The sequence below is a fragment of the Streptomyces sp. NPDC006733 genome (genome assembly GCF_040636125.1).
Classification (GTDB): domain Bacteria; phylum Actinomycetota; class Actinomycetes; order Streptomycetales; family Streptomycetaceae; genus Actinacidiphila.
This window is the reverse complement of the sequence record NZ_JBEYJD010000003.1, coordinates 40,572-55,687: the sequence shown is the minus strand read 5'-3', so window position 1 is coordinate 55,687 and position 15,116 is coordinate 40,572. Positions and strand designations below refer to the sequence as shown.

At 74.0% G+C, this 15,116-nt stretch carries 11 protein-coding genes; 5 read left to right on the top strand and 6 right to left on the bottom strand.

Translation table 11 applies throughout. The annotated features are described in order from the left end of the window. Positions 1–18: 18 nt before the first annotated feature. The 4 genes from ABZ721_RS04315 to ABZ721_RS04300 form a co-directional block, all read right to left on the bottom strand. Positions 19–1,476 (bottom strand): leucyl aminopeptidase, encoded by a 1,458-nt coding sequence (locus tag ABZ721_RS04315; protein WP_358787041.1) that lies wholly within the window; start codon positions 1,474–1,476, stop codon positions 19–21. Next, positions 1,473–4,055: a hypothetical protein gene (locus tag ABZ721_RS04310; protein ID WP_358787040.1), complete on the bottom strand. Its 2,583-nt coding sequence runs from the start codon at positions 4,053–4,055 to the stop codon at positions 1,473–1,475. The genes ABZ721_RS04315 and ABZ721_RS04310 overlap by 4 nt, the downstream gene beginning before the upstream one ends. 294 nt (positions 4,056–4,349) lie before the next feature. Continuing rightward, complete coding sequence (locus ABZ721_RS04305) at positions 4,350–5,612, bottom strand: aminotransferase class V-fold PLP-dependent enzyme (protein WP_358787039.1); 1,263 nt, start codon at positions 5,610–5,612, stop codon at positions 4,350–4,352. After that, on the bottom strand, positions 5,609–6,880 hold the full coding sequence (locus ABZ721_RS04300) for an MFS transporter (protein WP_358787038.1): 1,272 nt from the start codon (positions 6,878–6,880) through the stop codon (positions 5,609–5,611). The genes ABZ721_RS04305 and ABZ721_RS04300 overlap by 4 nt, the downstream gene beginning before the upstream one ends. A 159-nt stretch (positions 6,881–7,039) precedes the next feature. Between ABZ721_RS04300 and ABZ721_RS04295 the strand changes: the two genes are divergently transcribed. Next, positions 7,040–7,312, top strand: a complete 273-nt coding sequence (locus tag ABZ721_RS04295; protein ID WP_358787037.1) for a hypothetical protein — start codon at positions 7,040–7,042, stop codon at positions 7,310–7,312. A 542-nt stretch (positions 7,313–7,854) separates the two neighbouring features. Next, positions 7,855–10,989 carry a BTAD domain-containing putative transcriptional regulator gene (locus ABZ721_RS04290; RefSeq protein ID WP_358787036.1) on the top strand — a complete coding sequence of 1,045 codons (3,135 nt, stop codon included), beginning with the start codon at positions 7,855–7,857 and terminating at the stop codon, positions 10,987–10,989. Here ABZ721_RS04290 and ABZ721_RS04285 read toward each other — a convergent pair. Both ABZ721_RS04285 and ABZ721_RS04280 read right to left on the bottom strand, forming a co-directional pair. Continuing rightward, a complete protein-coding gene (locus tag ABZ721_RS04285) occupies positions 10,970–11,755 on the bottom strand; it encodes an ABC transporter permease (protein ID WP_358787035.1) in 786 nt (261 codons plus the stop codon). The two genes, ABZ721_RS04290 and ABZ721_RS04285, sit on opposite strands and share 20 nt — an antisense overlap. Continuing rightward, positions 11,752–12,723: an ATP-binding cassette domain-containing protein gene (locus tag ABZ721_RS04280; RefSeq protein ID WP_358787034.1), complete on the bottom strand. Its 972-nt coding sequence runs from the start codon at positions 12,721–12,723 to the stop codon at positions 11,752–11,754. The genes ABZ721_RS04285 and ABZ721_RS04280 overlap by 4 nt, the downstream gene beginning before the upstream one ends. 152 nt (positions 12,724–12,875) lie before the next feature. On the opposite strand from ABZ721_RS04280, the gene ABZ721_RS04275 reads away from it, so the two are divergent. From ABZ721_RS04275 to ABZ721_RS04265, 3 genes are read left to right on the top strand one after another with little or no spacing between them, the layout of a single operon-like run. Further along, positions 12,876–13,337 (top strand): hypothetical protein, encoded by a 462-nt coding sequence (locus tag ABZ721_RS04275; protein WP_358787033.1) that lies wholly within the window; start codon positions 12,876–12,878, stop codon positions 13,335–13,337. A 24-nt stretch (positions 13,338–13,361) separates the two neighbouring features. Continuing rightward, positions 13,362–14,309 carry an ABC transporter ATP-binding protein gene (locus ABZ721_RS04270; protein WP_358787032.1) on the top strand — a complete coding sequence of 316 codons (948 nt, stop codon included), beginning with the start codon at positions 13,362–13,364 and terminating at the stop codon, positions 14,307–14,309. Continuing rightward, positions 14,306–15,109 (top strand): ABC transporter permease subunit, encoded by an 804-nt coding sequence (locus ABZ721_RS04265; protein ID WP_358787031.1) that lies wholly within the window; start codon positions 14,306–14,308, stop codon positions 15,107–15,109. The genes ABZ721_RS04270 and ABZ721_RS04265 overlap by 4 nt, the downstream gene beginning before the upstream one ends. Positions 15,110–15,116: the final 7 nt, after the last annotated feature.

Here is a 15,116-nt window from a genome sequence, read left to right as displayed (position 1 = left end):
GCGGAGCGTTCCGCCGGATCAGACGGGGGAGTGGAAGGGTTCGCGGACCAGGGTGGTCAGGGTGCGGACGGCGAAGCCGGTGGCGCCTTGGACCCATTCGCCGTCGTCGGAGTCGCACAGCGCGGTGCCCTGGATGTCCAGGTGCGCCCAGGGGATGCCCGGCGGGACGAACTCGCGCAGGAACAGGCCGGCCAGCAGCGCGGTGCCATGGCGGTTGCCGATGGTGTAGTTGACGAGGTCGGCGATCGGGGACTCCAGCTGCCAGCGGTAGCGGTCGGACAGCGGCAGCGGCCAGACCGGCTCGCCGGCCCGGTCCGCGGCCTGCCGCAGCCGGTCCACCAGGGTGTCGTCGGTGCCCATCACGGCGGCGATCTTCCGTCCCAGGGCGATGGGCGCGGCGTCCGTCAACGTGGCCACGTCGATCATCGCGTCCGGCGCGCACTCGCCGGCCAGAGTCAGGGCATCGGCCAGGATCAGCCGGCCCTCGGCGTCGGCGTTGCGGATCTCGACCGTGCGGCCGCCGCGCATCCGCAGTACGTCGCCGATGCGCACCGGGTCGCCGTTGGGCATGTTCTCCGTCAGCGGCAGCCAGGCGTCGACCCGCGTGGGGCAGTGCAGTGCCGCGAGGACCGACATCGCGCCGAGGACAGCCGCCGCTCCGGCCATGTCGGCCTTCATGGTGAGCATTTCGGCGCTGGGCTTGAGGGACAGCCCGCCCGCGTCGAAGGTGACGCCCTTGCCGATCAGCGCGTAGTGGCCCGCCGGGCGGTCCGGGTGGTACGTCAGTTTCACCAGGCGGGGCGGGCGCGGTGAGCTGCGGCCGACCGCGAGCAGGCCGCCGAGGTGTTCGGCGGCGATGCGCTCCTCGTCCCAGACCTCGCACCGCAGCCCGCTGTCGGCCGCCACCGCCGCCGCCCGGTCGGCGAACAGGGCGGGCGTCAGGTCCTGGCCGGGCTCGTTGACCAGGTCCCGGGCCAGCAAGGTGGCGGCCGCCAGCCGCCGGCCCTCGTCCAGTGCGGTGTGATCGGCCGCGCCGCCGCCTTCGGGCAGGAGCAGGTCGACGTGTTCGGGCCCGCTCAGGCCGCCCAGGACGGACTTGTGGCGGGTGAAGCGGTAGCCGCCGAGGAGGAAGCCTTCGACGGCCGCGCGGATCGCCGACGGTCCGGGCGCCCGCTCGTCGGGTGCGGGCAGCCGCAGGCCCAGCCGCCCGAACCCGCGGACCGCACGGGCCAGTTGGGCGGTCGCGGAGCGGACCACGTCGTCGTGCAGGGCGGCGCCGGCGCCGAAGCCGAGGAGCACCTGCGCGGGACCGCCGGCCGCGCCGGGCAGCCGGAGCACCTCGCCGGGGCGGCCGGTGAACCCGCAGGCGGCTGCGAAGTCGGCGGACGGCAGCTGTTTCGGATGGTCGGTGAAGGCGGGCACGACCACCGCGTCGGAGCCGGGCTGAACCTGCCCCGCCAGTGACCAGCGCGTCACGACCCGTCCTCCCGGACCGTGTCCGCTGTCGCCGCGACCGCCCCCGCACCCTGCGCCGTCCTGGCCGCGCGCCGCCCCGCGGCCCACGCCTCCAGGCCGTCGAGGTACTCCCGGCCCAGGGCCCCCATGGTGTCGTCGGAGCCGGTGGCGGCCCAGCCGCGGGCGGACGACACGGCGTACGGGTCGATGCGCAGCGACTGGATGAAGCAGTCCTCGGCCAGCTCCGGCAGCCCCGCCTTGGCCAGACACTCTCCGGCCAGGCCGTAGCTCATGGCGGTCGAGGTGGGGCCGAGGCGGGCGGCGCGCAGGTAGGCGTCGGCGGCCTCGCGGTGGCGGCCTCGGCGTACGAGGGATTCGGCGCGTTCGATGTGGCTCTTGGGCTCGTACGGGTCGAGGGCGATCACCTCGGTGATCCGCTGGTGCGCGAGGTCGTCCCGCCCGAAGGCCAGGGCCTCCTTGGAGCGGCTCTCCAGGCACGCGCGCAGGTTCTCCCGGCGCAGGAACTCCTCGTACGGTGTGGTCGACGCGATCGCCCGGGCCAGTTCCTCGGCCCGGTCCATCTCGGCGATCAACCGGGCCTCGTCCCGCTGCAGGAACGGCACGTAGGTGACGCTGCGGTAGAACCGGCTCTCCAGCATCAGCCGATCCAGCGGCGTGCACGCGGGATCCGCGAGCAGTTCGGCCAGCGCCTGCTCGGCGGTGGCCCGCCACGCCAGCGCCTCGTCCAGCGACTTCGTCTCCCGTGCGTGGAAGACCACGGCGAAGACCGCGATCACGAACCGCAGCCGCAGCGGGCAGTCGGGGTGCCTGGCGACGGCGAAGGAGGTGGTGGGCGCGGCCACCTGCTGCCGGGAGCCGCCGATCGAGCCCACGTAGCGCACCAGGTCGCGCCAGTGGTGCAGGCGCAGCTCGGCCGCCCCGGTCAGGTCGGCGGCGGGGCGCTGTGGGACGAGGTCGAGCACCAGCCGGCCGAAGCCGAGCCGGAAGAGCAGCGCGGAGGTGAGCAGTTGACGGTCCGGGTCGGCGCTCTTGAAGGTGTCGACCCACGCGCACAGCTGCTCCCACGCCGGGGTGCGCAGGTGCTGCGGCAGGTCCGCCGGGTGGGTGACGGCGAACTCCGCGAGCCCGGACTCGCCCACCAGGTTGCCGCGGAACGCCGGCGGCATCAGACGCTGGTAGGTGATGTCCGGGGCGCTGCCCGCCGCGGCGTGCTGGTAGGCCAGGGTGGGCAGGGCGGCGTACAGGTTCGGGGAGAGGGACTCGCCGAGATTGAAGTACGACGCGTACATCTGGTAGTGCCAGTTGTTCTCGTAGGCGGGGCGGTCCGGGCGCCGCACGGCGCGGCGCACCACCTCGGCCAGCCGTTCCTCGCCGGCCTCGGCGTAGCGGTCGGTGAGCAGTTGGGCGGTGCGGGCCGAGCGCGGCGCGGCGCGGAAGGCCCGTTCCGCGAGCAGCAGCGCGAATTCCGGGTGGCCGGCCTGCTGGGCGCACTCGGCGGCGGCCAGCAGTGCGAAGCCGGTGCCCAGCGGTCCCAGCCGGGCGGCGTGCAGGTAGCCGGCGAGCGCCAGGTCGGGTCGGCCCTGCCGCTGCTGTGCCTGCGCGGCCTGCATGCGGATCTTGACCGAGTAGGGGTCCAGGGCGGTGCCCTCGGCCAGTGCCCGCTGTTCGCCCGCGGTGTCCTCGCGGCGTACCGCGATCTCCAGCCGGCGGTCGATCAGCCGTCGCCGCGCCTCCAGCAGGAGCAGTTCGTCCTCCGGGCCGTCCGGGGCGAGCGGCGCCAGCGAGGCGTCCGCCGCGGCCAGTTGCGCCGCGGCGCCGTCGAAGTCCTGCTCGCGTTCGGCGCGCATGACCTCGCGCAGGTCCAGCCGGACCGCCGCGAGGGCGTACTCGAACGCGGTGCGGTCGGCGGCCGCCCGCGCCAGCAGTTCCCGGGCCTGGCGGGCCAGGTCGGGGGCCGCGGCGTCGTCACCGGCGTGCCGGGCCAGCAGGTAGCCCCAGGAGCCGGCGGCCTGGGCGTGGCACAGCGTCTCCCGCGGGTGATCGGTCAGCACCCGGAAGGCCGCGGCGGTGCGTGCGGACAGCCCCTCGGCCTGGAACAGTGCGGCGGCCCGCGCGGCCTGGGCGGTGGCCTCGACCTCGTCGTGGCAGCGCACCGGGTCGAGATCGTCCGGGACCACCCGCAGGACCGCTTCGGGCAGGCACACCGCCACCAGCCACTGGGCCAGCGTGGCCCGGTCGACCGGGTCGAGCTCGTCGCGGCGCGTGTAGGCCGTGGTCAGCCGGGTCCAGGACGGCGACGCCAGGTGCGGGGGCAGGTCGGTGGGGACGACGGCCCGGTACGCGTGCAGCCGTGACTCCTCGACCAGCAGCCGGCGGTAGCTGACGGGCATGTTCATCCCGAACCGCAGGGCGGTCGCGGCGCGCTGTTCGAAGCGCCGGGCGGCCAGCAGCGGGGCGCGGGCCTGGATCTCGGTCAGCGGCGAGTCGCCGCCGTCGAGGTACGGCCGGTGCACTTCGAACGTCAACCAGCTGGGAGCGTTGACGCCGACCACGCCGTGGCTGAACCGCCACCGTTCCACTGCAGCCCCCGGGTGAGAGAAGTTCTCCCCGCGGTCGCACAGGCGCGGCCGCGGGGAGCGTGGTGTGCGGGACGACGGTCAGGCGCCGGCGTCGATCAGACAGGTCCAGCAGTCGGCCGCGCCAGTCGTGACCTCGACCTCGTCCTCGAGCTGCTCCCAGCTCTCGTATTCCTTCTCCATCAGGAATCCCCTCCGTTGCAGGAAGTCCCGCACCTGTCGGTACGAGTACGGATCCTTTCTCGCATGACCGGTCAACGGCCGCAAGATGTTGGGCAGTTGCTGCCAAGCCCTTGCTCAGCGGCGAATTCTCGGTCCGGCGGAGGGAACGGCCAGCGCGTCGAGCAACAACTCGACCTCGGCGTCGGTCGTCCAGTAGTGCGGCGAGATGCGGATCATGCCGTCCGGGTACGACACGTGGATGCCGCGCGCGATCAGCTCCTGCACCCACTGCCCGCCGTCCCGGCGCGGATCGGTGCAGCTGACGATGCCCGACCGCGCACCGTCGCGCGCCGGGGACACGACCTGGTAGCCCAGCGAGGCCAGCCCCTCCCGCAGCCGCCCGGTCAGGATCCCGAGGCGCTGCACCACCGCCTCGACGCCCACGCCGGCCAGCTCGTCCAGGGCGGCCGCCAGCCCCACCATGCCCAGCACGTCGTACATGCCGCCCTCCACCCGACCGGTGCCCGAGCGCAGGGGCAGGTCGTAGCGGAAGTGCCCCGGCCCCTTGCTGAGCATGTCGTTGGCCCCGTCGAAGCCGAACCAGCCCGCGGGCACCGAGCGCAGCAGCGGCAGCCGTTCGGCGCGGCAGTAGAACAGGCCGGTGCCCGGCGGGCCGCCCAGCCACTTGTGCGCCCCGGCGGCGACGAAGTCCACCGGGGTGCGGGCCGTCGACAGCGGCAGCGCGCCCAAGCCCTGCACGGCGTCCACGCAGACCAGGGCGCCCACCGGGGCGGCCAGCGCGCACAGTTGGTCCAGGTCGAGCCGGAAGCCGGTCGCGAAGTTGACGTGGCTGGCCGCGATCAGCCGGGTCGACGGCGTGATCGCGGCGGCGATGTCGTCCGTCTCGTAGCCGCCGCGGCGCATCGGCACCCATCGCAACCGCACGCCCGCCCGCGCCACCAGGGCCCGCCAGGGGTGCACGTTGGCCGGGAAGTCCCGGTCGAAGACGACCACCTCGTCGCCGGGCACCCAGTGCAGGCCGTCGGCCACCAGGTGCAGGCCGGTGGAGGTGTTGGGGACCAGCGCCACTTCGTCGGGGGAGCACTCCAGCAGGCGGGCGGCGCTCGCCCGGGCCGCGGTCCGGGCCGGGAAGATCCGCCCCATGCGGGCGCTGCCGTGCGGATACACCTCGTCCAGGGCGCGGCGCATCGCGGCGAGGGCGGGGGCGCGCAGGAGGCCGAGGCCCGCGTGGTCGAGGTAGGCGCGCGGCGCGCCGGCGTCCGCACCGGGGCCTGCGGGGAGGCCCTCAGCGGTGTCTGCGGGGATGCCGTCAGCGGTGCCGCCGGTGGCCGCGTCGCGGCCGGTCGGGGCCGGCGCGGGACGGTCGTCGCCGGTCATGTGGGCTGCTCCTGTTCCTGCGGTTGCTCCCGTACCCGGCGGGGCCGTTGGGCGGTGAGCACCAGCCACCCGGCCAGCAGGATCGGCAGGCCGTGCAGCAGCAGGACCCAGCGGGCCGCCAGGTCCGGGGTCAGCACCACGCTCGTCACCGCCAACCCGGCCATCAGACCGCCGTTGACGACGATCTGGCAGAAGCCGAACGCCTGCCCGCGCTCCTCGTCCGGCAGCTGCTGCAGGGCCTGCTTGAAGGTGATCTCGCTGAACGCGTCGCCCACCCCCGCGACCAGCGCCGCCAGCAGCCGCGGCCACCAGCCCGGCAGCCAGAACACCCCGATGAATCCCAGCGACATGACGATGGTCGACAGGCAGAACACCTGCGCGGGCGCCCGCGCCACGAGCTGGGTGGCCAGTGGCCGCAGCACGAACCCGGCCAGGAACAGTCCGACCGCCCAGACGCTCCACATGGTGCCGGCGAACAGCTCGGGCGCGTCCGGCCGCAGCCGGCTGCCCAGGATGGGCAGGCCCACCTGCTGCGATGCGCTGCCGAACGCGTCGAACCCGCGCAGCACCACCAGCGGTGCCACCGCGGTCAGGACCAGCAGCGGCCACGTCGGCCGACCGGATCCCCGTACCACCGGCCCGGGGTTCGCCGCCGGCAGGCCCGCACCTGCCGCCGCGTCCGCGGGCACCGGCCCGGGCGCCGCTTCGCGCAGCGGCAGCCGCAGCGCACACAGCACCAGGCCGGACAGCGCGTACGTGCCCGCGTCGAGCCCGAACACCCCCCGGTAGCCGAGGACCGGCACGACGACCGTGGCCGCGCCCATCCCCACCACGAACGCGATCCCCTTGAGCCCGGCCAGCACGCTGTTGACGGTCTGCACGCGCGGACCGGCGAGCACCGGCGTCGCCGCCGACAAGGTGGCTTCGAAGACCGACCGGCCGACCCCCAGGAAGAACACCACCGGGTACAGCCAGGCCAGTTGCGCCCCGGCCGGCAGCACCGCGAGCACCACCAGGACCGCCATCCGGACGGCGTCCGCGCCGATCATCACCCCGCGCCGGTTCCAGGCGCGCCCGTAGCGGCTGCCCGCCTGGCCGCCGAGGATCGCCCCGGCGTAGAGCGCGACGCTGACCAGCCCGGTGGCCAGGGCGGAGCCGGTGCGCTCCCAGACGAACACCGACAGGCAGACGAAGTCCAGCGCGTACCCGATGTCCGATGCCGCCTTGGCGGCGAGGAAGACCACCAGGCCCGGTCGCGCAGCGGCCATGTCCCCCCACCCCCCGGTGATTCGGCGCCGTCGAACCCGTGGACATCCTGGCCGATCGGGCCCGCGGTCGCAGCCCGATCGTGGAAAGCCCCCGGTGCCGGCCCCTGGTGTCGCCAAGTGGAGGGATCTCATTCCGCGTCCGTGGGGTACACGCCCCGCATGATCACCCTCGCGGCAGAACACGGTGCTAACCCCCCGTCGTCCGGTTGGTTCCTCCTCGTCTGGTCGTTCCTCGCCCTGCCCGCCGGGATCGCCCTCACCACTCCCGCGGGTTCCGGCTGGTTTCACCAGCGCCTCGTCAAGCGATCCCACGAGCGCCACTTCCCGCCCACCATCCCTCCGCCGATGTGGACCCTGCGCCTGGGCGGAGTGGTGTTCGCGGTGGCCGGGACGGTAGCCCTCCCGTGCGCGATCTGGCTCATCGTGCGCTGACGGCCCGGGACGCCGGCGGCCGCGGTGGGGCCGGGAGCCCGGCGTGCGGCGTACGTTGGGCCGGTGACCGCACCTGTGGCGCCCGGCGGCGTCCCGCTCGGCGCGGACGAACTGAAGGTCCGCCGGGCGGACGCCTGGCGGCCGGACCAGGTGGCGAAACGGCTCGGCGGACCGGCACGCCCGGGTACGTCGCGGCCGGTTGGGTGCTGGACCTGTTCTGCGGTGAGCAGTCGCGGCCATACGGCGACCTGGAGGTCGCGGTGCCCGTGGCGTGCGTCGCGGAGCTGCGACGGCGCTTGCCCGAGTTCGCGTTCGACGCGGTCGGCTCGGGGCGTGTCCGGCTGGACGCGGGGGCCGAGGTACTGGCGGTTACGCATCGGACCTGGCTGCGGCATCGGGCAAGCGGTCGGTTCGTGTGCGATGTATTCCGCGAGCCGCACGAGGGCGGACATGGATCTTCCGCCCGGCGGCCGGTGATCCGGCGCGGCAGGGGACCTCGACGAGCCGGCGTCCGGCCCCCGGCGTCCGACTACTCTGCACGGGTGACCACCGACCTGACCTTGCTTCCTCGCGTCGCCCACCGCGGACAGGAGGTCACCGCGCCCCGGCTGCGTGCGCTCCTCGCGCTGCTCGCGACCGACCTGCGGACGGGCTGCAGCAGCGAGCGGCTGGTGGCGGGACTGTGGCCGGACGCGCTGCCGGAGCGGCCGGGGAAGGCGCTGCAGGTCCTCGTCTCCCGGGCCCGGGCGCAACTGGGCGCCGACGTCGTCGTCAGCACCCCCACCGGATACCGGCTCGCCCTCGCCGAGGAGCAGGTCGACAGCTCCGCGTTGCTCCTGCACGCCGCCGCCTGCGCGGAGCGGGCCAGGGCGGGGGACCACGCGGGATCGCTGGCCGCGGCCGAGGCCGGGCTCGCGCTGTGGGAGGGCACCCCGGACGACGACGGCGACCGGGACGACCCCGTGGCCGCGCTGCGCACCGCGCGTGCCCCCGTCCGGGCCGCGCTCGTCCGCGCGCGGGCGCTCGCGCTCGCCCGCCTCGGACGCCACGCGCAGGCGGCGCAACCCCTGGCCGCGGCCGCCGCGCAGAGCCCGCGCGACGAGGAAGTGCTCGCCGAGCTGCTGCGCGGCGAAGCGGCGACGGCGGGGCCGTCCGCCGCCCTGATGCGCTACGAGGCGTACCGCCGTGCGCTGCGCGACGATCTCGGCACGGATCCGGGCGCCGCGCTCCGGGCCGTCCAGCAGGAGCTGCTGCGCGGGGAGGCGCCGGTGGTCCGGCACGGCGTGCCGCACGAGGCGAACCCGCTCCTGGGCCGGGACGAGGACATCACGGCGGTGGAGCGGCTGCTGCGCGCCTCCCGCGCGGTGACCGTCGTCGGCCCCGGCGGCCTTGGCAAGACCCGGCTCGCGCACGCGGTCAGCCGCCGGGCCGAGCAGCGCGTGGTGTTCTTCGTGCCGCTCGCCGGCGTCACCGCGGACGAGGACGTGGCCGCGGAGGTGGCCTCCGCGCTCGGCGCGGGGGAGGGACGGCCCGGCGGGGCCGGGCCCGGCGCCGCCGATCCGGTGGCCGGCATCCGCGGCATGCTCGGCACCGGGCCCGCGCTGCTGGTCCTCGACAACTGCGAGCAGGTCGTCCGGGGCGCCGCCGCCCTCGTCCAGGCCCTGGTCTCGTCCTCGGGCGAACTGCGGGTGCTCGCCACCAGCCGCGCCCCGCTGGACCTGACCTCGGAGGCGGTGTACGCGCTGCCCGAACTCGGCCTGGACACCTCCGTCGAGCTGTTCACCCAACGGGCCCGCGCCGCTCGCCGCGACGTGCTGCTGCCCCCGGACGCGGTGGCCGAGCTGTGCCGCCACCTCGACGGGCTGCCGCTCGCGGTGGAACTGGCCGCGGCCCGGGTGCGGGTGCTGTCCGTGCCGGAGATCGCCCGCCGCCTCGGCGACCGCTTCGCGCTGCTGCGCGGCGGGGCCCGCGACGCGCCCGAACGCCACCGCACCTTGCAGGCGGTCGTGGAGTGGAGCTGGAACCTGCTCGCGGACGACGCCCGCGCGGCGCTGTGCACCCTGTCGGTCTTCCCCGGCGGCTGCACGGAGCAGGCGGCCGAGCAGGTCCTCGGCGCGGACGCGCTGCTCCTGCTCGAGCAGCTGGCCGGCCAGTCGCTCATCACGGTCACCGACACACCGGCCGGGGTGCGGTTCCGGATGCTGGAGACCGTACGGGAGTTCAGCGCGGCCCGGCGGGCGGAGGCGGGTGAGGACGAGGCGGCCGTCCGCCGGTTCCTCACCTGGGCGCGGGACTTCGGGGTCGCGCACCACGACGCGCTGTTCGGCCCGGAGTCGTCGGCCGCCTGGGAGCGGATCAAGGCCGAGCAGGACAACCTCGTCCTCGCCCTGCGCCACGCTCTGGCCCGGGGCGACGACCCCGCCACCGCCGCCACCGCCGCCGTCCTCGCCGGCCTGTGGTCCACCGGCACCAACTTCCCCCGCCTCGCCGCCCTCGCCGCGGACACCGGCCCGCCGCTGTCGCACTACCGCCCCGAGCCCGCCTACGTCGACGTCGCCCGCACCGCGGCGGTCCTGGGCACGGTGACGGTGTTCATGGGCCCCGGGCCGCGCGCCGTGCGCCAGCTCGTGACGCTGCGACGGCTGCCGGTGGCCCCGCCTGACACCCTGATGCGCGCCACCGCGGTCGTGCTGAGCGCGGTCCCCGACATCCGGCCCCCCGACTACGCCGTGCTGCGCGCGCTGTGTGCCAGCGAGCAGCCGCTGCTGTCCGGCATCGCCGAGTGCCTGGCCTGCTACGTCTGGGAGTTCGAGCACGACATCGACCGCGCGCTCGTCTCGGCCCGCCGCACGGTCGCCGCACTGGCGCCGGTCGACAATCCGTCCGTGCGGCTGATGGCGCACTCCCGGCTGAGCGAGCTGTGCCTGCGCACCGGGCGCGGACAGGAGGCGTACGAGCACCTGACGGCGGCCCTCGCGGTGCTGCCGCGGCTCGGCGACGGGCACGACTACATCGGGATCCGCTCGCTGCTCGTCCTGGCCTGCCTGCAGCGCGGCGCCATCGACGAGGCGGAGCAGTGGCTGCGGCAGGTCGAGAGCGACACCACCCCGCAGCGGGACGACTTCTACCGCCCCGCCCTCGGCGGGCGCGCCGAGGTCGCGCTCGCCCGCGGGCTGACGGAGGTCGGCCTCGGCCTGTGGCGCGGCACCGTGGAGCGCATGCTCGCGGCCGTCCCGACGCACGGCGACGAGTCCCGGCTCGACCCGTGGGCGTACCTGATCCAGTCCGTGGCGGTGACGGCCCACGCGCACGCCGGCCGGCTCGCCCCGGTCGCCGACGCCGTCGACCGGCTGCGGCAGCACCTGTGGGCGCTGCTCGCCGGCCCGGCCGGCCCGCCGTCCGAACTGCCGCTGTTCGGGACGGTGCTGCACGCGCTGGGCATGGCAGGGCTCGCCTCCGGCGACCGCGGCGCCGTCCGGGTGGTCGCGCTGGCGGCGCGGCTGGGCGTGATGCGCGAGTTCCAGCCGACGATGTCGGCGGAGCGCGCCCGCGCGGCGGCCGAGAACGCCGACGGGGCGGCGTACGCCGACGCGGTGTCGGAGTACGCCGCCCTGGGGCGCGACGAGCTGCGGGAGGCGGCCCGCGCGGCCATGGCCGCTACCGCGGGTCGCGGTTGAACGACGCCGTCGACCAGCGGTAGCCGAGTGCGGCCAGGCCGACGCACCAGGCGACCGCGATCCACCCGTTGTTGCCGATCTCGGTGCCGAGCAGCAGGCCGCGCAGGGTTTCGATGGCGGGGGTGAACGGCTGGTACTGCGCGATCGGCTGGAACCAGCCGGGCATCGTGTCGGCCGGGATGAAGGCGCTGGAGATCAGCGGCAGCAGGATCAGCGGCTGGGCGCTGTTGGCGGCCGCCTCGGCGTTCGGGCTGGCCATCCCCATCCCGACCGCGATCCAGGTCAGCGCCAGCGAGAACAGCACGAGCAGTCCGAAGGCCGCCAGCCACTCCAGCGCCGTGGCGTCGGTGGACCGGAAACCGATGGCGATCCCGACGGCGCCGACGAGCACCACACTGGCGACGCACTGCAGCAGGCTGCCCACCACATGCCCGATGAGGACCGACCCCCGGTGGATCGCCATCGTGCGGAAGCGGGCGATGATGCCCTCGTTCATGTCGGTGGAGACCGAGACCGCGGTCCCGATCACGGTGCCGCCGACGGTCATCATCAAGATGCCCGGGACGAGGTAGGCGACGTAGTCGGAACGGTCGGTGCCGCCGATGCCCGCGCTCATCACGTCGCCGAAGATGTAGACGAACAGCAGGAGCAGCATGATCGGGGTGAGCAGCAGGTTCAGGGTGAGGGAGGGGTAGCGCCGGGCGTGCAGCAGGTTGCGGCGCAGCATGGTGTTCGTGTCGCGGACGGCGAGGGCAAGGGCGCTCATCGGGTCGTCTCCTTGGACGGGGTGGGGACGGTGGTGCCGCCGGTCAGGGCGAAGAACACGTCGTCGAGGTCGGGGGTGTGCACGGTCAGCTCGTCGGCCTCGATGCCGGTGGCGTCCAGCCAGTCGAGGATGGAGCGCAGCTCGCGCTGGCTGCCGCCGCTGGGGATGGTCAGGGCCAGCGCCTCGTCGTCCGGGGTGACCTCGCGCAGCGCGACGGCGGCGGACCGGTAGGCGCCCGGGTCGGTGAAGCGCAGCCGGACGTGGCCGCCGGGGACGAGCCGCTTGAGTTCCTCGGCGGTGCCCTCGGCGGCGATCTTCCCGTCGTGGAGCACGGCGATGCGGTCGGCGAGCTCGTCGGCCTCGTCGAGGTACTGCGTGGTCAGGAAGACGGTGGTCCCGCCGGCGACCAGCTCGCGGATGATCTGCCACATGTTGTGCCGGCTGCGCGGGTCCAGGCCGGTGGTCGGCTCGTCGAGGAAGATGATCCGCGGGTCGCCGACCAGGGTCATGGCCAGGTCGAGCCGGCGCTTCATGCCGCCGGAGTAGGTGGACGCGGGCTTCCTCGCCGCGTCGGCGAGGTCGAACCGCTCGAGCAGCTCAGCGGTGGTGCGGCGCCCCTCACCGCGGGCCAGGTGGTGCAGGTCGGCCATCAGGAGCATGTTCTCCTCGCCGGTGATCAGACCGTCCACGGCGGAGAACTGCCCGGTGACCCCGATCGCGGCCCGCACGGCCTGCGGGTCGCTGCCCAGGTCGTGGCCGCCCACGCGCAGCTCGCCGGCGTCCGCGCCGATGAGGGTCGAGAGGATCTTCACCGCGGTGGTCTTCCCGGCCCCGTTCGGCCCGAGCAGCGAGAACACGGTGCCGGCGGGCACGGCCAGGTCGATACCGTCGAGGACCGTCTTGTCCCCGTAGGCCTTGCGCAGCCCCTGGGCCGCGATGGCGAGAGCGGGCGTTGTCGTTGTCGTCATGCCGCAGAGACTGCGGCACAGCGCCTTCACCGCGGTTTCACCCCGGTTTCAGCCCGCTGGAACCGGGGCGGGGCCCGGGGGCCTTGCGCAACCGCTCGCCGCAGGTATTGAATATTCAGTAAGTTCTGAACGTTCAAAAGCAAGGAGGGGTGGTGGACCCGGCAGCCAAGCGGGAGTACGCCGAGGAGTTCGGCCTGCTCTACTCCACCCTGGGCATGCCCCCCGCGTACGGGAAGCTCCTGGGCTGGCTGATGATCTGCGATCCGCCGCACCAGACCAGCGCCGAGCTGGCCGAGGCGCTCCAGTTGTCCAAGGGCTCGGTGTCCACCGGCATGCGCATGCTGGAGGGCGCCAAGCTCGCGCGGAGGGTGGCCCGTCCGGGGCAGCGCGGGCACGCCTACGAAGTGCTGCCGGACGCCCTCATCACCGCGACCCTCAACGGCCGGACCGTCTGGTCCGCGCTCGGCGTGCTGATGGCCAAGGGCGTCCAGCTGATCGGCGACGAGGACGCACCGGAGGCCGGGCGGGTGCGCATCGCGCGGGACTTCTTCACCTTCATCGCCGAGCGCGTGCCCGACCTCGTCGAGGAGTTCAAACGGGACAACGGCCTGTAGGAAAGCAGGAGGGATGATGCGGCGATGACCGACAGCGCTGTCCAAGCAGTGGCCCTGGTCAAGCGGTACGGGAACGCCCGCACGGGCAAGACCGCCCTGGCAGGGCTCGACCTGACCGTGGAACGCGGGGAGGTGTTCGGCTTCCTCGGACCCAACGGTGCCGGGAAGACCACCTTCATCCGCCTCCTGCTCGACCTCATCCGGCCGACATCCGGCACCGTCCGCGTCCTGGACGCCGATCCGCGCGACAACGCGGCGCTGCGCGGCCGCATCGGGTACCTCGCCGGGGACTTCCGGATCGACGGCCGGCAGACCGCACGGGAGGCGCTGACCTACCTCGGCGACCTGCGGGGCGGGGTCCCCGCCGGGCGCATCGCCGAACTCGCCGAGCGCCTCGACCTCGACCTGACCCGCCGGATCAGCACCCTGTCGAAGGGCAACCGGCAGAAGGTCGGCGTCGTCCAGGCGTTCATGCACACCCCCGAACTGCTCATCCTCGATGAGCCGACCAGCGGACTCGACCCGTTCCTGCAACAGCGGTTCGTCGAGATGGTGCAGGAGGCCGGCGCCGGCGGGCAGACCGTCCTCATGTCCTCGCACGTGATGAGCGAGGTGCAGCAGACCTGCCGCCGCGTCGGCGTCATCCGCGAGGGCGAACTGGTCACCGTGGCGGACGTCGACAAGCTGCGCCAGTCGGCACACCGCAAGGTCGAGATCACCTTCGCCGGACCGGTGGACGCCGAATACCTCGAGGCGCTGCCAGGGCTGCAGAACGCCGCCGTCACCGCGACGCCGGACGGCGGCAGCGTGCTGCGCGCGATCCTGACCGGCAGCCCGGACACACTGGTGAAGGCCGCCGCCCGGTACGAGACGACCGGTCTGCTGGCCGAGGAGCCCGAGCTGGAGGAGATCTTCTTCACCTTCTACCAGGACGCGCCCCGGCGCAACGGATCAAAAGGCGCCGCCGCATGAACCTCACCGTCTTCCGCAAGCACCTGTCGGACAACCGCCGCGGCTTCGTGGGATGGGCGCTGGCCATCACCGCCATCGCGGCCATGTACTCCTCGATGTGGCCGGTCATGGGGCGGAACTCCAGCCTGGCCACCGCGATCGACTCCTTCCCCACCGCCATGCGCGACGCGTTCCACCTCCAGGACTACGGCACGGCAGCCGGCTACTTCGGCTCCACGGTCTTCGGCCTGCTCGTCCCGATCCTGCTCGTCGTCTTCGCCGTCGGCGCCGGCACGAAAGCGATCGCCGGCGACGAGGAAGCCGGCCTGCTGGACCTGGCGCTGGCGCACCCCGTCCGGCGCGTGCGGCTGGCGACCTCCCGCTGGCTCGCCGTACTGGCCGCGATCGTCCTGGTCGGCGCGGTGCTGCTCGTCGTGGAACTCGCCCTCCGCGTACCGGCGAAGTTCGCTGCGATCAGCATGGCGAACCTGGCCGCCATGACGGTGCAACTGGTCCTGTTCGGCTGCTGCTTCGCCTCGATCGCGTTCGGCATCGGCGCCTGCACCGGCCGCCGGACGTACGCGATCGTCGGCGGCGCGTACGCGACGGTGGTGTCCTACCTGGCCGACTCGTTCCTCCCGCAGATCAAGGGCCTGCACTGGATCCAGTCCTACTCGCCCTTCCACTGGTACCTGGGAGGCGATCCGCTGCAGAACGGACTCCAGTGGACCCACTGCGCACTGCTCGTCGCGCTCAGCCTCTGCTGCGCCGCCATCGGAATCCGAGGCTTCGACCGCCGCGACGTGTCCCTGGGCAGCTGACACCTCC